A 20,926-nucleotide genomic window follows, 5' to 3' on the forward strand; every position below is an offset into this window, starting at 1 on the left:
CGCAACAGGAAGAGTCCCACCGAACAATGAGCCAGGAAGCCGAGCGTTGTCCCCGCTGCCAGCAGCTGATCCGCCCGGGTGCCACGTTTTGCACCTCCTGCGGCTCGCCGCTGCGCAACCGTGCAGCGCGTAGTTCACGCAATGTGGACCACTCCCACCGGAACCATCCGGACCGTAGTGCTGAGCACGAGGGGCAGAATCCCGGTAATATCCCGGTAGCATCTGCCTTGGCGGTGCCGGCACAGGCAGGTTATGGCCGGAGCAGTAATCAGGGCCACAGTCAGGCGCAGGGTCAAGTGGGAGGAATGAACGTGGCGAAGCTTGAGCTTGTACCTGCAACGGCGGGCAAACGGTTGGGGGCAGCAGTCCTGGACTGGCTTCCGCCGTTCGCCGTACTGGTCCTGGCCTTCGCCCTGGGCTTTGCCGGCGTGACGCGCAGCCAAAGCGGCGGCTTTATTGTGTACGACACCAGTTCCCTGGTGCTCTTTGGCGGCATCGGCGCCGGGATCGCACTGATCTACGCCTTCGTCATGATGGGGCTGGAAGGCCGTTCCGGCGTCACGCTCGGCAACCGCCTGATGGGCATCCGCAGCACCGATTCGGACGGCTTTGCCCCGGGTGCCGGTCCTGTGTTCGTACGCGGGATCATCACCGGAGCGGGTGTATTCCTTGCCCTGGTGGCCGCAGTCCTGGTAGTGATCTTCCGCTGGTTCGACACCGCCATGTTCATTCTGGGCCCCGTGATGCTGGTGGCCGTGGCATGGGCAGTGCTGGTTGTCATCTCCAATTCCTGGGACCGGAACAACAAGCTGCGCGGCTGGCATGACAGAGCAGCGAAGACCCTGGTCTTCGACGTCAACGCCGGACGCAACCCTGTTGCCACCGGAGGAATCCAGGGCCCGTACACCTTCGCCCCGCTGGACCTGCCACCCGTGCAGCAGGTTGCCTCGCCGGTGGCCGGCGCCCGGCCCGCTCCCGCCGTGATCAATGCGCAGGCGCCGGCAGACTCCGGTACACCTGCCGACGCCGGAACCTGGGCGCCGCCGCAGGCCCCCGCTGCTGCCGCTCCGTTTCAGGCACCACCGGTCCAGCCGGCACAGCCCCAGCAAGCCCAGTTCCAGCCACAGCCTGCGTCGTTCCAGGCACCACCGGTCCAGCCGGCCCAGGTCCATGTGGCACAGCCCCAAGCGGCACAGGCCCCTGTAGCGCAGTTCCAGCCACAGCCCGTCCAGTCCCAGCCTTCAGCGCACCCCGATGACGATCTTGACCGTACGCAGATGCGCGGTGGCGGCGTCTCGAAGGCACCGGTTGCCGTGCTGCGCATCCGGTTGGACGACGGCCGTGATTTCCAGCTGGACCGCAACGTCCTGGTGGGTCGGAACCCAGTAGCCCAGGGCGGGGAGCAGAGCGCCATGGTGCTGGCCGTGGACGATCCCGGCCGCTCCATTTCCAAAACCCACCTGCACCTCCTGACGGACGGCGCAGGAGTCTGGGTGACGGACCGCAACTCCACCAACGGCAGTGCCGTCAGCACCCCGGACGGTGCGCGCACACCACTTCAGGCAGGCGTTCCCGTGTTTGTAACCCCCGGCTCCACGGTCCACTTCGGTGACCGCCACTTCGTTGTTGGCCAGGCATGACGGCGGACCAGGCGGAGCCGTCCGCAGCACGTCCCCAGACCGGCCTGAGCCTGAGCTACGGCTACGGAACGGACCGTGGCCTGCGCCGGGAGCTCAACGAGGATTCCTTCATTGCCTCCGATCCCGTGTTCGCGGTGGCGGACGGCATGGGCGGCCATGAAGCCGGTGAGATCGCCAGCGGCATGTGCGTGCGCGCCCTGGCGGCCATGCCGCAGCTGGCCAAGGGGGAGCGCAGCGTCACCGCCGCGGTCCTCCAGCAGTACCTGGTGCGCGCGGACCAGAGCATCCGGGAGGCAACAGGGGCCAGGGCCGGCACTACCCTCAGTGGCGCCGTCGTGGTTGAACAGATGGGCATGCCCTACTGGCTGGTGATGAACATCGGTGATTCCCGCACGTACCGCCTGAGCCAGGGCCGCTTCAGCCAGGTCAGCGTCGACCATTCTGAAGTCCAGGAACTGGTGGACGCGGGGGACATTACCCCGGAGCAGGCCACAGTCCATCCGCGCCGTCACGTGGTGACCCGCGCGCTGGGTACCGGGGATGAGACCGAAGCGGATTACTGGCTGCTGCCCGTCGAAGAGGGCGACCGCGTGATGGTCTGTTCTGACGGGCTGAACGCCGAGCTCACGGACGAGCACATGTTCCGGATCCTCAGTACGGTGGGCCACCCGCAGGACGCCGTGGACGCGCTCATCCAGGCGGCCCTGCGCAACGGCGGGCGGGACAACGTCACCGTCATCATCGTGGACGCCAAGAACGTGATGAACGACGCCGGCATTGCCACAACGGCGCCCCGGCCCGCCGTCGGTGATGAGGAAGTCACCACGCTGCCGCGGGCCCAGGTGCTCGCGGAAGCCGCAGAAGCATCCGCCGCCACGGAAGAAGACGCCGCCGCCGAAGAAGACAGTGAGGAGAACCGCGATGACCGCTAGCTATCACCCGGGTCCCTGGCTGGGCGTGGTCCGTGGACAGACGGCTGTGCTGCTGGAGGCAGGGACTTCCCGCGAACTGGTCCTGGCCATCTGGGACCTCCTGGCCGAAGCGCCTGAGGTCCACGAGGTCCTCCACGCGGTCACCGCAGGGTTCGGCGGTTCACTGACGGGCATGCCGTCCTTTGGAATCGTTGGCTACAAGGACTCGTTGCGGGTTTTCCTGCGCGGGGACCTGGACCTTGAGATCGACGGCCCGGATGGCCTGGTGGAACTTAACGGACGCAACGTGTCCACCTGGGCCGAACGCTGGCTGGCGGAACCCGGCGATTTCCGCATCTCCGTGGCCGGACAGTCCCGGGACAGCGCGCTGCCGTTGGCCGAAGGCGTAGTCCAGTTGAGTGGCCTGGCCGTTGAAGTGGGCGCAACGCCGCCGGAGGCCGCCACCGCTGCCGTTGCCGCGGCTGCTGCCCCGGTGGTTTCCGAACCTGTTGTTTCGGAGCCTGTTGTTCAGGACCCGGTGGTACTGGAGCCGGTTGATGCGGAACCGGTAGTGCCGGAGCCGGTGGATGCGGAACCGGTAGTGCCGGAGCCCGTTGAGTTTGAGCCTGTTGAGTTTGAGTCCGTTGTTCCTGAGCCGGTTGTGCCGGATCCTGATGTCCCGGAGCTCGCTGAGCCGGAGCTTGAAACCCCGGTGATGGAAGTGTCCGCGGAAACCATGATGGGCCTGTCGGACGAGGATCTGGACTACACAGTGGCACCCGCGGACCTGCCCTCCGGACCGGCACCGGAAGAAGTCCCACCCGCAGCACCGGCCTCCGGGCCCGCGGCCCCCGAGCCTGCCTATGAGATGACCAGCAACTACGATCACCTCTGGGAAAAAACGGTTGCGCGCAGCATCGAGGACGCCGCGGTGCGGGATGAACCGGAAGAGGAACACGGAGCCGGACCCGAACTGCCTGGCACCCCGGAACCTCCGGGCACGGACGAACCCGTTGCACCTATGGAACCTGCCGAAGCAGGCGCCTCCTCGCCCGGGTCTTCGCCGCAGGGCGCGCCAGCCCCGCCCAGCCTGCCGGATCTGCAGGCAGGCGCAGGCTCCGGGCTTATTGATTCCGTTCCGTGGCGGACACAGGGTCCGCCGGCATCGGCGCCCGCGTGGACTCCGCCGGCCGCGACTGTCCCTGAGCCGGTGGAACCCGCACCGGCGCAGTATCCGGCGTCCTTCGACGACGATCACGACGGCCAGACCATCATGAAGAGCGACCTCGCCGGCATGGTGGCCCACCCGGCGCCGGTGGTGGCCGAGCCTGCCTCCGGACCGCTTGTCCTGGCCCGGGTCTGCGGCCAGGGCCACGCCAACCCGCCTACCCATGCCCAGTGCGCTGCCTGCGGCCAGCCGTTGCCCGCGGACGCCGTCCAGGTTCCACGGCCGCGCCTTGGCGTTATGCGGATCTCCACCGGTGAAGTGGTGGAGCTGGACCAGTCTCTGGTGATTGGCCGCCAGCCGTCTGTGTCCCGGGTACAGGGCGGCGGAATGCCGCGCATGGTTCAGGTGGCCAGCCCCAGCGGCGATATTTCGCGCTCACACGTGGAGGTCCGGCTTGAAGGCTGGCACGTGATGCTGTGCGACCTGAAAGCCACCAACGGTACGGTCCTGGTCCGCCAGGGCCAGCCGCCGCGGCGGCTTGCGCAGAACGAAATGGCCATCCTGCTCGACGGCGACATCGCCGAGCTTGGAGACGACGTCTCGCTGCGGTTCGAGGAGATCCTGTGAGTTCCAAGCGTCCCGTTGCCCCGCCACCCCGGATCCCCGGATTCACCTACCTGAGCCTGCTGGGCTCGGGCGGGTTCTCCGACGTCTACCTGTACGAGCAGGACAGGCCGCGCCGGAAAGTCGCCGTGAAGGTGCTGCTCTCGGACCTCAAGACCGAGGGCGCCCGGCGGCGGTTCGAGTCCGAGGCCAACCTGATGGCCCAGCTGTCCTCGCACCCGTACATCGTCACGATCTTCGAAGCCGAAGTGACAGAGGACGGCCATTCCTACCTGGCCATGGAATACTGCTCCCGTCCCAGCCTGGACGTCCGTTACCGGCGCCAGCGGTTCAGCGTTGACGAGGTCCTGGCTGTCGGCATCCAGGTGGCGTCCGCCGTCGAGACCGCGCACCGCGCAGGCATTGCCCACCGCGACATCAAGCCCGCGAACATCCTGGTCACGGACTACAACCGTCCGGCCCTGACGGACTTCGGGATCTCCGGCACGCTCGGCACCGACGCGGATGAAGACGCCGGCATGTCCATTCCATGGTCGCCGCCGGAGCAGTTCCGTGATGGCCCGGTGGACGGCGTGATGGTGGACGTGTGGGCGCTGGGCGCCACGCTGTACACGCTGCTGGCGGGGCGCTCTCCCTTTGTGATGCCCGGTGCGGACAATTCCCAGCGTGAACTGATTTCCCGGATCACGTCCATGCCGGTGCCCAGGCTGGGCAGGGCGGACGTACCGGCCTCGCTGGAACTGGCGCTGTCCACGGCCATGGCCAAGTCGCCGGCGTCGCGTTATTCGTCAGCACACGCCTTCGCCCTGGCCCTGCAGCGGATCCAGGCGGAACTGAACCTGTCAGTGACGCCCTTCGAAGTCCTTGAGGAACCCAGCCAGGAAGACCACCACCCGGACGACGGGTTCGAGGAAACCCGGGTCCGCAGCATCGCTGCCATCGACCCCGAACGCACGGGCAGTTCGCCCACGTTCCCGGCCCGGACACGGCCCAGTGTTCCGGCGCCCGCCACACCAACAGTTCAGAACCCGGCTGCCCAGACGCCCGCAGCCGGAGCTGCCCGGGCTGCCCAGCCCCAGGTTCCCGGGCAGTTGTTCGAAGGTGTGCCGCCACAGCGCAGCGCGGACGACTGGGCCCAGGCCACGATGCTCCGCGGTGGCCCCACGTCCACGGCACCGTCAGCACCTGCTGCAGCGCCGGAATTCGACGAAGCAACAGTCCAACGGGGAGCCCAGCGCGCTCCCGTGGCTCCGGCGGCGCCGGCTGGTCCACATCCAGGCCAGCCGGCAGTCCAGACGGGCGGTCCCTCCTGGCACGCTGCCGGCCCGGAACTGGACGCCACCGTCAGCAGGTCCGCCCTGCCGGCCGAACCGGCACAGGACCAGGCCGATGACGCCGAGGCACACCCGTCCCGGCGGAACCTCTGGCTCGCCATTACGGGAGGCACCCTGCTGGTGCTCGCCGTCGTCGTCGGAATCATCATGGCCAACACGGCACCCGAGACGAAGGCATTGCCGCAGGAAACCATCAACAGGCCACCGGCGGACGCATTGGACAACGGAACTGTCCCTGATGTCAGCGGCCTGGCCGGCACGATCGGCGCGTCCGGTCGGGTGACATTCACCTGGACCAACCCGCAGCCCAAGGACGGCGACACGTACAAGTGGCGGGTCTACGCCTTGACCGGTAGCGGCGATTTCCAGTCGACGGAATCGCCCACGGCAGAGGTGGCACTGAACCCTGCCGAGCCAACGTGCATCCAGGTGATTCTGGTCCGCAGCGATGGTGCTTCGTCGCCGCAGGAGCAGGATTCAATCGCCTGCGTGCGGCCATGAACGCCGCCTGCGGCAGCGATGTCAACACAATGAGGAGGTACCCGGCATGGGGGATTTGAGCCTGGATTTCTGCGGCGAATGGTACGAACCGTCCGACGAGGACATCTTCAACATCGGCCGGGAGGGTGACCTCGAGATCGATGACAACCCGTACCTGCACCGGCAGTTCCTCCAGATTGCCCGTTACGACGGCATCTGGTGGCTCAGCAACGTGGGCAGCATGCTCTCCGCCACGGTGGCCGACGGCTCGGGCGGCATGCAGGCCTGGCTGGCTCCCGGCGCCAGGATCCCGCTGGTGTTCAGCCATACCAACGTGATCTTCACGGCCGGACCCACCACCTACGAATTCGCCGTCCACCTGCGCACCCCCTCGTTCCGGCAGGAGGCCCGCGATGACGACAGCGACGGCGAAACCACCATTGGTCCCGTGGTGTTCACGGACTCCCAGAAGGCGCTGATCGTGGCCCTCGCTGAGCCCATGCTGCGCCGCGAAGGGACCGGTTTCAGCGCCATCCCGTCATCCGCGCAGGCCGCGAAGACCCTGGGCTGGGCCCTGACCCGGTTCAACCGCAAGCTGGACAACGTATGCGACAAACTCGACCGCGTGGGCGTCGTAGGCCTGCGTGGCGGTGGCGGAAAGCTGGCCACCAACCGCAGGGCGCGGCTGGTGGAACACGCCGTAACGTCCCACCTGGTCACCGCCGATGACCTGTACCTGATTGAAAAGATGAGAGGGGTCGACGAAGGGTGAGGATCCGACTCACGCTCCGCCGCGAACCGGCCGAAGCCAAAGACCTGGCGGTAACAGTGGACGGGCTGGCCACTGTGGCCGACATCGCCGTCCAGTTGTGGGCCGCAGATCCCGACCGCAAGGGAACCCAGCCGCCGGAGGGATTGTCCTTGCGGATTGACGAGGCCTTTGTGGCAGGCGGCATGCGGGGCCTGGTCCTTGACCGCAGCGACAACCTCCTTGAATCCGGGCTGCGGCCCGGATCGGTGGTCTCCCTGACCCAGGTGAGCGAGCAGTTCAGCGTCCCCGGTGCCAGCCGGGGTCCCGCGGCGGCGACCCTTCGCGTCCTCTCAGGTCCCGACGTCGGGCAGGAATTTTCGCTGCCGTCCGGAACCAGCTACATCGGCCGGGACCCCGACGTCGACATCCGCCTGTCCGATCCCATGACCTCCAAGCGCCACGCACGGATCACGGTGGGCGAGACCGTGGAAATCGTGGACACGAACTCCGCCAACGGCCTGCTGATGGATGGCCTGCCTGTCACCCGGGCCACGCTTAACTCTTCGGACACCGTGACGCTCGGCGACACCACCGTCACTGTGGTGGCGCTGTCCCGGAACCAGGCGGCAGCACCGACGTCGCCCCTTGTTGACTTCAACCGTTCACCCCGGGTGGTTCCACGGTTTGATCCCGTGAAGAAGGTTCTTCCCGCCGGGCCCAAGCGGCCGGACCACCACCCCTTCCCGTACATCATGCTGGTGGCGCCGCTGCTGATGGGTGCCGTAATTTTCGCGATCACCCGGAACGTGCTGTCCGTGGTGTTCATGGGCATGATGCCGCTGTTCATCATTGGCCATTACGTGGACCACAAGATGCAGACCAAACGGGAGCACAAGGAGCAGGTCAAGCATTTCCGCGAGTCCATGACTGCGTTCCGCGAGGACATCACGGAACTGCAGCGGGTTGAACGGGCGGTGCGCCTGCAGGAGGCGCCGTCCGTCGAGGACACCGTTGACTCCATCTACAAACTCGGCCCGCTGCTGTGGACCCACCGCCCGGAACACTCCGGCTTCCTGGGCCTGCGCTTCGGCCTCGGCACCAGTCCCTCGCGCATCACGTTCGAACAAGGCAACAACGACACCGAAGTCGAATACACCCGCGAGATCCAGGCCTGCATCAGGCAGTTCCAGGACATTGAAGGCGTGCCGATCGTCTCCCAGCTCCGCTCCGCCGGGTCCTTCGGCCTGGCCGGCTCCAGGGGCCTGGTGGACGACGTCGCCCGCGGCATGGTGCTGCAGATGGTGGGCCTGCATTCGCCCGCCGAAGTCGCGGTCACCGCCATCACCTCCGCCCAGTCCAGGGAACGCTGGGACTGGCTGCAGTGGCTGCCGCACGTGGGTTCGGGCCACAGCCCGCTGGCCGGGGACCATCTGGCCGCCGGTTCGGCCGGCGGCTCCTCGCTGCTGGCCCGACTGGAAGACCTCGTTGAGTCCCGGGAAGCCGGAGCCAAGGATGCCCGCCCGGTTCCCCGGCCCGCCATCGGCCAGCAAAGCCTGCCTGACCCCGGACCCGTCCTTCCCGTGGTGCTGGTCATCGTCGAAGACGACGCCCCCGTGGACCGCGGCCGGCTGACCCGGCTCGTGGAGCGGGGGCCGGATTCCGGCGTCCACGTGATGTGGGTTGCCGCGGACATCCAGTCGCTGCCCGCGGCCTGCCGCGACTTTATGGCCGTTGACGGCGACCACGGCACCACCACCGGCCAGGTCCGGCTGGGCCGCCACACCTACCCGGTCAGCTGCGAAAGCGTTGACGCCGAACTGGCAGGCCAGCTGGCCCGCATGCTGGCACCGGTTGTCGACGTCGGCAAGCCGCTCTCGGACGATTCGGACCTTCCGCGCGCGGTGTCCTATGCGACGCTGATCGGCAAGGACTTTATGGACAACCCCCAGGCGGTGGCGGACCGGTGGAAGGAAAACAACTCGGTCCACGCGTTTGCCGTGCCCAACCGGAAGGACAACGGCACCCTGCGGGCACTGGTGGGTTCCAAGGGTGTTGAGCCCCTGTACCTGGACCTGAAGAACGAGGGCCCGCACGCCCTGGTGGGCGGTACCACCGGTGCCGGCAAGTCCGAGTTCCTGCAGTCCTGGGTGATGGGCATGGCCGCGGCCTACAGCCCTGACAGGGTGAGCTTCCTGTTCGTGGATTACAAGGGCGGCGCGGCCTTCGCCGACTGCCTGCACCTGCCACACACCGTGGGCCTGGTGACGGACCTGAGCCCGCACCTGGTCCGCCGGGCGCTGACCTCGCTGCGGGCCGAGCTGCACTACCGCGAGCACCTTCTCAACCGGAAAAAGGCCAAGGACCTGCTGGGCCTCCAGCGGGAAGCGGACCCCGAGGCGCCGCCGTACCTGATCATCATCGTGGACGAGTTCGCCGCGCTGGCCACCGAGGTGCCGGAGTTCGTGGACGGCGTGGTGGACGTTGCCGCCCGTGGCCGGTCCCTGGGCCTGCACCTGATCCTGGCCACGCAGCGCCCTGCCGGCGTCATCAAGGAGAGCCTGCGCGCCAACACCAACCTGCGTGTGGCTTTGCGGATGGCTGACGAGGACGACGCCACGGACATCCTTGGTGTCCCTGACGCGGCGTACTTCGACCCCTCCATTCCGGGCCGTGGCGCCGCCAAGACCGGTCCCGGCCGGATCCAGGGATTCCAGACCGGGTATGCCGGCGGCTGGACCACCGAGAAGCCGCAGCGGCCGCAGATCGACATCGTGGAGATGGCGTTCGGTTCAGGCCCCGCCTGGGAAGAGCCGGCGCCTGACAAGCCGGTCAAGGAAGAACCCGCCGGGCCCAACGACATCTCGCGGATGACCTCCAACATTGTCCGCGCCGCCGAGGTACTGGCCATCGAACCCCCGCGCAAGCCCTGGCTGAACGAACTGGCCACGGCCTACGACTTCTCCAAACTCCCGAACCCGCGCACCGACGAACGACTGCTGCTGGGCGTCGCTGACGATCCTGCGCACCAGGACCAGCCCACCGTGTTCTACGAGCCGGACAAAGACGGCAACATGGCCATCTACGGGACCGGTGGCTCCGGTAAGTCTGCTGCACTGCGCGGCATCGCGATCGCCGCCGCCGTGACACCCCGCGGCGGGCCCGTGCACGTCTACGGCATCGACTGCGGTTCCTCAGGCCTGAAAATGCTGGACGGCCTGCCGCACGTTGGCGAGATCATCAACGGTGACGACGTCGAACGCGTAGGCAGGCTCCTGCGCTGGCTCCGAGACGTGGCTGATGACCGCTCCGCCCGGTTCGCCGAAGTCAGGGCCTCCACGATCGTGGAGTACCGCAAACTTGCCAACATGCCGGACGAGAAACGCATCTTCATCCTGGTGGACGGCATGTCCGCGTTCCGCGAGGCGTACGAATACAGCCGCCTGTCCGCACTGTGGGACATCTTCCTGCAGCTGGCCACGGATGGCCGTCCCCTGGGCATCCACCTGGTGGTCTCCGGTGACCGCACCAACTCCGTGCCGGCGTCGTTGTTGGCCTCGATCCAGCGCCGGCTGGTACTGCGGCTGTCCTCCGAAGACGATTACATCTCCATGGATGTCCCCAAGGACGTCCTGAGCCCTGCTTCGCCGCCGGGACGCGGCATGCTGGGTGGCTATGAGGTGCAGCTGGCGGTCCTGGGCGGCAACTCCAACCTGGCGCTGCAGGCCCGCGAGGTCAACAAGCTCAGTGAAGCGATGCACCGCCAGGGTGTTGAACCGGCGCCGAAGATCCAGCGCCTCCCGGAACAGGTGGACCTGGACATCCTGCCCACGGGCAGCACCGACCTTCCGGTGATCGGCGTGGACGACGAGACCCTCCAGCCGGCCGAAATCATGGCGAAGGGGCCGCTGCTGGTGGCCGGTCCTCCGGGTGCGGGCCGCACAGTGGCACTGGTGACCATGGCCTACGCGCTGCGCCGCTCCAATCCTGCTGCGGAACTGGTGTACATCGGCTCCCGCCGTTCGGCAGTGGCGTCGCTGCGCATCTGGAACCGTTCGATCGTGGGCGCCGAGGACCTCGAAGCCGTTGCCGAGGAACTGATGGAGCACTCGGTGGCGAATCCGCGGCAGCTGGCGTTCTTCATCGAAGGCCTGACGGAGTTCACGGATACCGAGGCCGAGTCCGGGCTGGAACAGCTGATTTCCGCCTCGATCAAGGCGGACCAGTGGGTCATCGGCGAGTCGGAGACCTCCACCTGGTCCTCCGCCTGGTCCCTCGCGCAGCCCTTCAAATCGGGCCGCCGCGGCCTGCTGATCAACCCCGGCGACATCGAAGGGGACGCCCTCCTCAACACCTCACTGGGCCGGATCAGCACCGATTTCATCCCGGGACGGGGCTACATTGTGGGCCGGGGCAAGGTGCGCAAACTCCAGATTGCGCTGCCTCCGGAGAACCGCGGATAGCGCTGCTCCAGTGGCGGCGGAACAGGGCCTATGACGGTGCACGTTAACTGTGCCCATTTGCTCCGCCGCCACGAGGTGTAGCAGACTACACGAAACCCATGTCAGCTGCGGAGGGGGCCGCACGACGTCGAAAAGGTCCCCATGAATACTCCTTTCGCACTCCGGAGAGCAGCCGTGTCCGCCCTGGCCGCCGCCGTTTTGGCCGTGTCCGCAGGCACCGTGGCAGCAGCCCCGGCGATGGCCACCACGTGCCTGACGGTCATCTGCCTGGCTGATGACAAGAAGAATCCGCCGCCCAAGGAAGATGATCCGCCCGCGCCGGAGCCAGCGCCCGCGCCGAAGCCCGCTGATCCTAAGCCCGCGCCAACACCGGCACCCACTTCTGTAGCTCCGGCCCCGCAGCCTACCGTGGCCCCCGCGCCGGCGCCCGCCCCGGAACCGGCCCCGGTGACAGAGCCTGTAGCCGAAACCGCGACGCCGGAGCCCACGGCCACTCCTGCGGACACGGCGTCGCCGTCGGAGACGGCCTGGACCCCGTCGCCGCGCACCAGCACCGAATCGAGCTGGAACAAGCCCGTCAAGAAGTCCGCCGAACCCACCAACGAGGCAGCGCTGATGTCCTTCAACGGGCCAGGCAAGGGACTCGGCGGGCTGGCTGCCATCCTGGGCGGCGTCTTCCTGGTGGGCGTCGCCGGACTGGCATTCGCCTGGTGGGCGCGGGGCCGGTTCTCCAGCCACTGACCCACCACTGACCCAACTGAGTCGCACTTGTTGCCCTTTAGAGGCCCCTAAACGGCAACAAATGCGACCTACTTGGGTGGGGGATGCAGGAACGGGAGCCTGCCACCCAATGTCGTGGACGTAGGGCAAGATAGGTCTGTGAGCACAGCACCAGGAGAATCCACAGCCACTGCCTCCGGACCCGAGGTGGTCCCCGCCGGATCGCTGCGGGAGGAATACGAGAACCTGTCCGACCTGGTCCGGAAGTACCGCTTTGCGTACTACCAGGAGGATGAGCCGCTCGTTTCGGACGCGGAATTTGATGAGCTCTTCCGTCGTCTTGAGGAACTTGAGGCGCTGCATCCGGAGCTGGTGTCCAATGATTCGCCCACGCAGGAAGTGGGCGGCGAGGTCTCAGCGGCGTTCGCCGCCGTCGAACACCTGCAGCGGATGTACAGCCTTGAGGACGTCTTTTCCCTTGAGGAACTCGAAGCCTGGATGGTTAAGGCGCAGGCCGGCATCGAACGTGTCGGCGGGGTGCGGGGCGCCTGGCTGACCGAGCTGAAAATCGACGGACTGGCCGTGAACCTCCTCTACCGTGACGGCAAGCTGGTCCGCGCCGCCACCCGCGGTGACGGCACTACCGGCGAGGACGTCACGCACAACGTGCTGACCATCAAGGAAATCCCGCAGCAGCTCCAGGGCACCGGTTTTCCCGCCGAAATGGAAGTCCGCGGCGAGGTCTTCATCCCGTCACAGGCATTCGCCGAATTCAACGAAGCCCTGATCGCGGAGGGCAAGGCACCGCTGGCCAACCCACGCAACGCCGCCGCCGGTTCGCTGCGGCAGAAGGATCCCGCCGAAACCGCCAAGCGCCCATTGCGGATGTTCGTCCACGGAATCGGCGTCCGGGACGGGCTGCCAACAGCCAGCCAGTCGGAAACATACACGCGCCTGGCTGAATGGGGCCTGCCGGTCAGCCCCTACTCCCAGGTGCTGGGCAGCCTGGATGAGGTTCTGGCGTTCATCGCTGAATACGGCGACAAACGCCACAGCCTGCTGCACGAGATCGACGGCATTGTGGTCAAGGTGGACGATTTCGCCACCCAGCGCGCCCTGGGCTACACGTCCCGCGTGCCGCGGTGGGCAGTTGCGTACAAGTACCCGCCGGAAGAGGTGCATACCAAACTCCTGGACATTGCCGTGAACGTGGGCCGCACGGGCCGCGTTACGCCGTACGGGGTGATGGTCCCCGTGAAGGTTGCCGGGTCCACCGTGGAAATGGCCACCCTCCACAACCAGGATGTGGTCAAGGCAAAGGGCGTCAAGATCGGCGATGTTGTGGTCCTCCGCAAAGCCGGCGACGTCATCCCGGAGATCGTGGGCCCGGTCCTTGCCCTGCGCGACAAACAGGATCCGCCCGCCAGGGACTTCGTGATGCCCACCGAATGCCCCTCCTGCGGCACGCCATTGGCACCTGCCAAGGAAGCCGACGTCGACATCCGCTGCCCCAACGCGCGGTCCTGCCCGGCACAGCTGCGCGAGCGGGTGTTCCACCTGGCAGGGCGCGGAGCCTTTGATATCGAGGCCCTGGGCTGGGAGGCTGCCATGGCATTGACGTCCGGCCCCGGCCCGGACCCGGCCACCATTGGCGGCCGTCCGTCGGCGGAAGGCCCTGGCGTCCTGGAAAACGAGGCGAGGATTTTCGACCTCGCGGCGGATGCGCCGGATTCGTGGTTGCGGGATGCCCTCGCTGAGGTCAAGGTCTGGCGTGAAAAGCGGTCCAAGGGCGTTGGCTCGGGGGAGTGGGAGCTGGTCCCGTACTTCTGGACCAAGCCCACCGCCAGGACGCCCTCCAAGCCCACCGCGTCCACGGAGAAGCTTTTCGCCGAAGTCCAGAAGGCCAGGTCCCAGCCACTGTGGCGCGTGCTGGTGGCGCTGTCCATCCGGCACGTCGGGCCACGGGCCTCACGCGCGCTGGCAACGCGGTTCGGCACCATGGAGGCCATCCGGGCCGCTTCCGAGGAAGAGCTCGCCGGCGTTGACGGCGTAGGCCCCACCATTGCTGCAGCCCTCACCGAGTGGTTCGCCGAGGACTGGCACCGCGAGATCGTGGACCGCTGGGCCGAGGCCGGAGTACGGATGGCGGACGAGCAGGACGAATCAACACCGCGCACCCTCGAGGGCCTGACGATTGTGGTCACGGGTACGCTGCCCAACTTCAGCCGGGACGAAGCCAAGGAAGCCATCCTCACCCGCGGCGGGAAGGCCTCCGGGTCTGTCTCCAAGAAGACGGACTACCTCGTGGCGGGTGAAAGTGCGGGCACCAAGCTGGACAAGGCCGAGCAGCTGGGTGTCCCCGTCCTGGACGAGGACGGTTTCCGGAAGCTGCTGGACGAAGGCCCCGCTGCTGAAGAGCCGGAAGATCCGGGGGAGCCCGAAATGCCGGAACTACCGGCCAGAGACGCGGAAAACGCGGAAGCGAACCAAACCAACGACGACGGAGCAACCGAATGAGCGTGTCCACCCCTGATGCCCTGCTGAACGTAGCCCGGGAGGCTGCGCGCGCCGGCGCCACGGTCCTGGCCGGCCGAAGCACAGCCACACTGGAACTCACCAACAAGGGCGAAGCCGGCGACTGGGTCACCGATTTCGATGTTGCGGCCGAGCACGCGGTCCGTGGCGTTATTACGCAACGGCGGCCTTCGGACGCCATCACGGGCGAGGAACACGGGACCACCAGGCCGGAAAACGGCAGCGGCTACCGCTGGTCCATCGATCCGCTGGACGGCACCACCAACTTCATCCGTAACATCGTCTACTACGCCACCTCGGTGGCGGTGGCCGATGCCAACGGCGGCTGGCTGGCCGGCGTCGTTGATGCTCCGGCGCTGGGCCGCACCTACTATGCCTCACGGGGCGGTGGCGCCTGGCTGGAGGAGGGCGGTGTCCGGACCCGGCTCACCGGCCCTCAGCCAGGGCGCAAAGGCCAGATCCTGGCCACCGGGTTCAGCTACGATCCGGCAGTCCGCGCAGAGCAGGCGGCAGTCCTGGGTGGACTGATGGACGGCTTTGCTGATGTCCGCCGGCTGGGTTCGGCAGCACTGGACCTGTGCCTGGTGGCCGACGGCACCCACGATGCCTATGGTGAACGCGGGCTCAACGAACACGACTTCGCGGCCGGTGCGCTGATCGCCGAGGAAGCAGGCTGCTGGGTCCGCCGGCCGCTCCTGGCGAGCCCGCTGGACGGCGGCCCGGAGGATCGCCATCGGCTGGCGGCCTGGACCTGCGCGGCCACCCTGGAGCTGTCCGGCAAATTCCCGCTCTAGCGGGGGAACTGCGGAATTGATAGTTCAGTCACGGAATGGGCCTTCCGGGGCCCGGCCGGCGTGCGCTGGAACTACCATTGATAGGTGCATCCGCAGATCATTGTCCGTCCAGCCGTTCCTTCCGATTACGACGCCGTCGCCCGGGTAACCCGGGACTCCTACCTTGCGGCGGGGTACTTCGAGGACGCCGACCACCCCTACATGCGCCGGATCCAGGATGTGGCGGCCCGTGCCGCCGAGGCGACGATCTGGGTGGCCGAGCGGGCCGGCCGGGTTGTGGGATCGGTCACTCTGGCTGTGGCAGGAGAACCCTATGCGGACATCGCGCTGCCTGACGAGCTGGAATTCCGGATGCTGGTGGTGGATCCTGCGGTACAGCGCAGCGGCGCGGGCAGGGCCATGGTGGAGGCCATCATTGAGCACGCCAGGAAGCTGGACGGCATCAACGCGGTGGCACTGACAACGGGAATGAGCTGGGAAAGCGCGCATGGCCTGTACAGGAAAACCGGGTTCAGCAGGGCGCCGGAGCGTGACTGGTTCATCCCGGATACCGACATAAAACTGCTGGTTTACCGCCAGGAGGTTTAGCGCGCCTAGGGTAGTGCCGGATCATCCAGCACTGAAAGGCACCAGCATGCGCAAGACATTCGGCACCGGCTCCGTCTGGGAACAGACCCTTGGCTATTCCCGCGCGGTCCAGGTGGACAACACGCTCTACATTTCCGCTACGGCCGCCAGCGGCGATGACGGAATCGTGGGCGATGACTTCTACACCCAGACCCAGTACATCCTTCAGAAGCTGGGCACCGTCCTGGCGGACGCCGGGTTCAGCTTCCACGACGTCGTCCAGAGCAAGCTGTACCTGACGGACATCAGCCAGTGGGAAGAAGCCGGACGGGCACACGGCGAAGTCTTCGGCGAGATCCGCCCCACGCTGTCCCTGGTCCACGTGCTGCCGTTCCTGGACCCGAAGATGCTGGTGGAGATCGAACTCGTGGCCCAGAAGCCCGCCAACTAGCCCGTACCTACGAGGACGCCGGCCTGGCCGGAATGCCGTAGCGGTGTTCCGGTCGGCCGGTGGCCCCGTAACGCAGCTGGATGTCGACGGCGCCGTCGTCGGCCAACGAGGACAGGTACCGCTGTGCCGTGGCCCGGGAAACGCCAACCCGTGCCGCGACCTCTGCCGCCGAATACTGTTCGCCGGGCACCAGGGATTCAAGGACCGCTGCCTCAGTGGCGGAGCGTGGCTTGGCCGACGGTGCAACATCGCCCGGGATCAGCGCGCGTTTGGCCCTCTCCACGGTGTCCTGGTCCAGGGCGCCGGGCTGGTTGAGGATGCGCCGGTAACGGGCGTAGGAACGTAGCTGCTGGGAGAGGGACTCACCGGTAAACGGCTTGAGCAGGTAACCCAGGGCGCCGCGCCGGAACGCCAGCCGCATGGAGGTTTCGTCCGAGGCCGCCGTCAGCATAATGGTGTCCACATCCAGCTGGTGCAGCAGGTCAAGGCCGGAAGCGTCGGGAAGGTAGACGTCCAGCAGCACCAGGTCCGGCCGCAGCGAATGGACGGCCTGGAGCGCAAGGGACGCCGTGCCCACCGGTGCCAGTGCCATAAAGCCGGCCACCGAATCAACGTAGGCGGCATGCAGCTTGGCTACGTGGAAGTCGTCATCGACGATCAGCACCCTGAAATCCTCAGGCATTGCGGTCCTTTCCATCCAATTCTTCTCCATGGGCCGCGGCGCCAAAACGGGTGACACCGGGCAGTGTGGCCATGAACACGGCACCGGGCCCGCCGGGCCTTCCCGGCTCCAGCACCCTGACGTCCCCGCCCCGCCGGCGGGCCAGGGAACGGGCCAGTGCCAGCCCCAGTCCCTGCCCGCCTGCGGCACGCACCGGGCCTGCCGCCGTCGTAAATCCTTCAGCGAAAACCAGTTCGGGCTCTTCGGCCTGCGCCGCGCCCAGGCCGTCACCGGAATCCGCCACGACGATGTACAGCACACCACCCTCAGGACCAGCCTCAGTGCCGCCGACAGCGGTGTCCGGAGCCGGCTCATCCAGCAGTTCCAGCTCCACCCACCGGTTTGTGGAGGAACCGGCGACGGCGGCATTCACCGCGTTATCCAAAAGGTTCCCCAACACTGTGGTGACGTCCTGCGGCTCGCTGACCTGGCCGCGCACCAGTGTCTCTGGACCAATGCGCAGCGTCACGCCGCGTTCGTCAGCCTCCACTCCCTTGGCGCCTACGAAGGCCTGCAGGTACGGGTCCTGGAGCAGTTCGGCCTGGTCCACGGGGAACTTTAGCGGCCCGGTGGCCGCCAGGCGTGCCAGGTAGTCACGGGCGTCGCGGTGCTGGCCGATGCTCAGGAAGCCGGCGATCGTGTGCAGCTGGTTGGCGAACTCGTGGCGCTGCGCGCGGAGTGCTGTGGACATGGTGCCCACCGCGTCCAGTTGGCGGGTGAGCTGCTGCAGTTCGGTCCTGTCCCGGAGCATCAGCACCCAGCCGAGGTCGTCACTTCGGTGCAGGGCCTTGCGTGCACTGGCCACGATGACCCGGCCCCCGGCAACCAGTTCCTGGGCGTCGGCCTCGTCCGCGTCGGGGCGGGTGAGGGACTTCAGGAGCTCCGGAACGGGCGCGTCCCGCCATGGTGTTCCGGCAAGGTCGGGCTGGTCCAGCATCCGCTGCGCGGCGGCGTTGAAGACGGTGATCCGGCCTTCCGCGGAGACGCCGATGACGCCGTCGTCCACACCCTGCAGTACTGCCACCTGGTCGTGGACCAGGGTGCTGATTTCTTCGGGTTCAAGGCCAAGCGTGAGCCGTTGCAGCCGGTGCCGCAGCAGGAATGAGGCCAGCACGCCGGCCAGGAGGGCAGCAGCTGCTGTGATGGCCACCGGGCCGATGTCCCGGCCCAGGCTTTCACCCACGGTTTCCATGGAGTAGCCCACGCTGACCTCGCCAACAACGGAGCCCGTTCCGGGTGCGTAGACAGGCACTTTCGCGCCCGCCGAGGGCCCCAGGGTTCCGGTGTTTCGCGTGGTCACCTCCCGGCCGGCCAGGGCCTCGGAGGGGTCCGTGCTGACCTGTTCACCCAGGCGATCGGCGTCGGGATGGGCCAGCCGCAGCCCTGTCTCATCGGTGATCACCACAAACAGTGCACCCGTCCTGGTACGGGCACCCTCGGCAACCCCCATGAGCGGTCCGGTAAGGAGCTCGGCCGCCGGGGGAGTGCCTTCCCGGGCGCTGATGCCGGCCACGTCCGCCCGGACGCGGGGATCGGAAGCCACGGTGCGGGCAAGGGTCAGTGCCTGGTTCTCCGCTTCGCGGCCTGCGCGGTCGTAACTGAGCCACGCGTGCACACCGGCGCTGAGCATAACCACCAGCAGCACCACGCCAAGCTGGAGCAGGAGCGTCTGGGTAGAGAAGCGCCACGGCCGCCGGGCAGCAGAGCGTGTCATGGGCCTCCCTTGGCGCTGTGGCTGAAGTGCGGATGGTGTCCGGCTGTCAGTAACGGGACGGAACGGATCGGTGAGCACAATGAGCAAAATGCTCCCAATAAGCAGTATGCCAATCAATTGAGCCAAAGGCACAGCCGTGACCGGCGCCACCCTACAGTCTGTAGCACGCGTCACACCGTTGTGCCGCCGTTCACAAGAAGGAGCCGGCCGTGCTGGTATTACTTGGATTCGCAATGATCGCGGTATTCATGGTGCTGATCATGACGAAGAAGTTGACGCCAGTGTTGGCGCTGATCATCGTTCCCACCGTTTTTGGCCTGTTTGCAGGCGCGGGGCTGGGGATCGGGGACATGGTCCTGGATTCCATGAAGTCCATGACGTCCACCGCGGCGCTGCTGATGTTCGCCATTATCTACTTTGGCCTGATGATCGACGTCGGGCTCTTTGATCCGCTGGTGAAGTTCATCCTCCGCAAGCTGGGTAATGACCCCGCCAAAGTGGTGCTGGGCACCGCCTTGCTGGCTGCCGCAGTGTCACTGGACGGCGACGGCTCCACCACCTTCATCCTCACCACCGCCGCCATGCTGCCCATCTACCTGCGGCTGAAGATGAGCCCCGTGGTCCTGACCTGCGTGGCCGGCCTGGCCAACGGCACCATGAACATCGTCCCGTGGGGCGGCCCTACGGCACGCGCCGCCACGGCGCTGAAGATCGACGTCAATGAGGTCTTCGTTCCGATGCTGCCGTCCCTCATTGGCGGCATCACTGTTGTCCTGGTCTTCGCCTGGCTGCTGGGCCTGCAGGAACGCAACCGCCTCCGCGCCACCCAGCCGGAAATCTGGGGCACGCCTTCCTCCGCGGACCCCTTCACCACGGAAGCGTTCGACGGCGGCACGCCAGTATCCGCCGGAGGCGCCGGTGGCAAGGGCGCACCTGCCCCCCTCCCGGCAGGGCCTGCAGGCGGCGGTTCCGTTGCTGTGCTGGAACGTCCAGAAACGCTGGTCGACGTGCACGACACCGCGATGGCGGACACCGCCCTGGACCCCAACCGCACCACGCTTCGGCCCAAGCTGTTCTGGTTCAACCTCGCCCTCACGGTTGCGGTCATGGGCATGCTGATCGCCGATCTGGTGCCCCTGCCGTACGTCTTTATGGTGGGTTCCGCCGTCGCCCTGCTGGTGAACTTCCCCAAGGTCAAGGACCAGGGCACCCAGCTGATCGCGCACGCTCCGTCCATTGTCGCCGTCGTGAGCATGGTCATGGCCGCCGCAGTCCTGACCGGTGTCCTGACCGGCACGGGCATGGTGGAAGCCATGTCTGCGTGGCTGGTCCAGATCATCCCCTCCGACATGGGCCCGTTTATGGCCGTTATCACCGGCGTCCTCAGCATCCCCATGACCTTCTTCATGAGCAATGACGCCTTCTACTTCGGCGTGCTGCCCGTCCTGAGCGAAACCGCGGCACACTTCGGCATTAGCGCAGCCGAGATGGCCCGCGCCTCCATTACCGGCCAGCCGTTCCACATGCAGAGCCCGCTGGTCCCCGCCATCCTGTTGCTGGTGTCGCTGGCCAAGGTTGATCTGGGCGACCACCACAAGAAGGTCCTGTGGCGCAGTGCGGTGGTGTCCCTGGTCATGCTGGGAATCGGCATGCTGACCGGCGCCATCGGGATCGGTTGAGCCCGGCTGCGCAGCACGTTGGCACCGGCTGGAAGCACTAGACTGGACCGGAAACCAATTCGAACGTGCAGGGGAGATCCATGGCTGCGATCAACCGTGAGGATGTTGCGCATCTCGCGCGGCTTGCTCACATCGAGATGAGTGCTGAAGAGCTGGACAGGATGGCGGGCGAACTCGCCGTCATCGTCGAGTCCGTCAAGTCGGTGAGCGAGGCCGCCGGTGACGACGTTCCGGCTACGTCGCACCCCATCCCGTTGACCAACGTGTTCCGCGAAGACGTTGTGGGCCACACCTTCACCGCTGAGCAGTCGCTCTCCGGCGCACCTGACTCGGCGGAGAACCGCTTCAAGGTCCCGGCAATCCTGGATGAGGCGTAA

General features: G+C 66.8%; 15 protein-coding genes. 13 read left to right on the plus strand and 2 right to left on the minus strand.

Annotation, left to right across the window (positions count from 1 at the left end; genetic code table 11):
* Nucleotides 1-26 precede the first annotated feature (26 nt).
* The 11 genes from ACPJW8_RS05655 to ACPJW8_RS05705 all read left to right on the plus strand — a co-directional run bounded on the left by ACPJW8_RS05655 (nucleotide 27) and on the right by ACPJW8_RS05705 (nucleotide 16,435).
* Complete coding sequence (locus tag ACPJW8_RS05655; RefSeq protein WP_330186836.1) at nucleotides 27-1,640, plus strand: RDD family protein; 1,614 nt, start codon at nucleotides 27-29, stop codon at nucleotides 1,638-1,640.
* Nucleotides 1,637-2,572 (plus strand): PP2C family protein-serine/threonine phosphatase, encoded by a 936-nt coding sequence (locus ACPJW8_RS05660; RefSeq protein WP_330186837.1) that lies wholly within the window; start codon nucleotides 1,637-1,639, stop codon nucleotides 2,570-2,572. The genes ACPJW8_RS05655 and ACPJW8_RS05660 overlap by 4 nt, the downstream gene beginning before the upstream one ends.
* Nucleotides 2,562-4,346, plus strand: coding sequence for an FHA domain-containing protein (locus tag ACPJW8_RS05665; protein WP_330186838.1), 1,785 nt, complete (start codon nucleotides 2,562-2,564; stop codon nucleotides 4,344-4,346). The genes ACPJW8_RS05660 and ACPJW8_RS05665 overlap by 11 nt, the downstream gene beginning before the upstream one ends.
* Nucleotides 4,343-6,178, plus strand: a complete 1,836-nt coding sequence (locus ACPJW8_RS05670) for a serine/threonine-protein kinase (RefSeq protein ID WP_330186839.1) — start codon at nucleotides 4,343-4,345, stop codon at nucleotides 6,176-6,178. The genes ACPJW8_RS05665 and ACPJW8_RS05670 overlap by 4 nt, the downstream gene beginning before the upstream one ends.
* 46 nt (nucleotides 6,179-6,224) lie before the next feature.
* Nucleotides 6,225-6,929 (plus strand): hypothetical protein, encoded by a 705-nt coding sequence (locus ACPJW8_RS05675; RefSeq protein ID WP_330186840.1) that lies wholly within the window; start codon nucleotides 6,225-6,227, stop codon nucleotides 6,927-6,929.
* A complete protein-coding gene (locus ACPJW8_RS05680) occupies nucleotides 6,926-11,368 on the plus strand; it encodes an FtsK/SpoIIIE domain-containing protein (protein WP_330186841.1) in 4,443 nt (1,480 codons plus the stop codon). Before ACPJW8_RS05675 ends, ACPJW8_RS05680 begins: the two co-directional genes overlap by 4 nt.
* 141 nt (nucleotides 11,369-11,509) lie before the next feature.
* Complete coding sequence (locus tag ACPJW8_RS05685; protein ID WP_330186842.1) at nucleotides 11,510-12,109, plus strand: hypothetical protein; 600 nt, start codon at nucleotides 11,510-11,512, stop codon at nucleotides 12,107-12,109.
* A gap of 138 nt (nucleotides 12,110-12,247) precedes the next feature.
* Entirely contained in the window at nucleotides 12,248-14,605 is a 2,358-nt protein-coding gene (ligA, locus tag ACPJW8_RS05690; RefSeq protein ID WP_330194137.1) for an NAD-dependent DNA ligase LigA, read from the plus strand.
* The gene (locus tag ACPJW8_RS05695; RefSeq protein WP_330186844.1) at nucleotides 14,602-15,417 is read left to right on the plus strand and encodes an inositol monophosphatase family protein; all 816 of its coding nucleotides are present in this window, start codon (nucleotides 14,602-14,604) and stop codon (nucleotides 15,415-15,417) included. Before ligA ends, ACPJW8_RS05695 begins: the two co-directional genes overlap by 4 nt.
* An 84-nt stretch (nucleotides 15,418-15,501) precedes the next feature.
* Nucleotides 15,502-16,005 carry a GNAT family N-acetyltransferase gene (locus ACPJW8_RS05700; RefSeq protein ID WP_330186845.1) on the plus strand — a complete coding sequence of 168 codons (504 nt, stop codon included), beginning with the start codon at nucleotides 15,502-15,504 and terminating at the stop codon, nucleotides 16,003-16,005.
* 46 nt (nucleotides 16,006-16,051) lie between these two features.
* Nucleotides 16,052-16,435 carry a RidA family protein gene (locus tag ACPJW8_RS05705; RefSeq protein ID WP_330186846.1) on the plus strand — a complete coding sequence of 128 codons (384 nt, stop codon included), beginning with the start codon at nucleotides 16,052-16,054 and terminating at the stop codon, nucleotides 16,433-16,435.
* A 7-nt stretch (nucleotides 16,436-16,442) separates the two neighbouring features.
* On the opposite strand, the gene ACPJW8_RS05710 is transcribed toward ACPJW8_RS05705, so the two are convergent.
* Together ACPJW8_RS05710 and ACPJW8_RS05715 are read right to left on the minus strand one after the other, a co-directional pair.
* Nucleotides 16,443-17,117 (minus strand): response regulator, encoded by a 675-nt coding sequence (locus tag ACPJW8_RS05710; RefSeq protein ID WP_330186847.1) that lies wholly within the window; start codon nucleotides 17,115-17,117, stop codon nucleotides 16,443-16,445.
* Nucleotides 17,110-18,870 carry a sensor histidine kinase gene (locus tag ACPJW8_RS05715; protein WP_330186848.1) on the minus strand — a complete coding sequence of 587 codons (1,761 nt, stop codon included), beginning with the start codon at nucleotides 18,868-18,870 and terminating at the stop codon, nucleotides 17,110-17,112. The genes ACPJW8_RS05710 and ACPJW8_RS05715 overlap by 8 nt, the downstream gene beginning before the upstream one ends.
* Nucleotides 18,871-19,079: 209 nt before the next feature.
* Here ACPJW8_RS05715 and ACPJW8_RS05720 point away from each other — a divergent pair, with 209 nt between their 5' ends.
* Complete coding sequence (locus ACPJW8_RS05720) at nucleotides 19,080-20,549, plus strand: CitMHS family transporter (protein WP_330186849.1); 1,470 nt, start codon at nucleotides 19,080-19,082, stop codon at nucleotides 20,547-20,549.
* Nucleotides 20,550-20,629: 80 nt separating this feature from the next.
* On the plus strand, nucleotides 20,630-20,926 hold the full coding sequence (gene gatC / locus ACPJW8_RS05725) for an Asp-tRNA(Asn)/Glu-tRNA(Gln) amidotransferase subunit GatC (protein WP_330186850.1): 297 nt from the start codon (nucleotides 20,630-20,632) through the stop codon (nucleotides 20,924-20,926).

The organism is Pseudarthrobacter sp. J47, assembly GCF_049810315.1.
Taxonomy (GTDB): Bacteria; Actinomycetota; Actinomycetes; order Actinomycetales; family Micrococcaceae; genus Arthrobacter.

Coding starts and splice junctions, on each gene's coding strand:
- ACPJW8_RS05655 (WP_330186836.1), top strand. CDS start 27: ATGAGCCAGGAAGCCGAGCGTTGTCCCCGCTGCCAGCAGCTGATCCGC.
- ACPJW8_RS05660 (WP_330186837.1), top strand. CDS start 1,637: ATGACGGCGGACCAGGCGGAGCCGTCCGCAGCACGTCCCCAGACCGGC.
- ACPJW8_RS05665 (WP_330186838.1), top strand. CDS start 2,562: ATGACCGCTAGCTATCACCCGGGTCCCTGGCTGGGCGTGGTCCGTGGA.
- ACPJW8_RS05675 (WP_330186840.1), top strand. CDS start 6,225: ATGGGGGATTTGAGCCTGGATTTCTGCGGCGAATGGTACGAACCGTCC.
- ACPJW8_RS05685 (WP_330186842.1), top strand. CDS start 11,510: ATGAATACTCCTTTCGCACTCCGGAGAGCAGCCGTGTCCGCCCTGGCC.
- ACPJW8_RS05695 (WP_330186844.1), top strand. CDS start 14,602: ATGAGCGTGTCCACCCCTGATGCCCTGCTGAACGTAGCCCGGGAGGCT.
- ACPJW8_RS05705 (WP_330186846.1), top strand. CDS start 16,052: ATGCGCAAGACATTCGGCACCGGCTCCGTCTGGGAACAGACCCTTGGC.
- ACPJW8_RS05710 (WP_330186847.1), bottom strand. CDS start 17,117: ATGCCTGAGGATTTCAGGGTGCTGATCGTCGATGACGACTTCCACGTA.
- ACPJW8_RS05715 (WP_330186848.1), bottom strand. CDS start 18,870: ATGACACGCTCTGCTGCCCGGCGGCCGTGGCGCTTCTCTACCCAGACG.
- gatC (WP_330186850.1), top strand. CDS start 20,630: ATGGCTGCGATCAACCGTGAGGATGTTGCGCATCTCGCGCGGCTTGCT.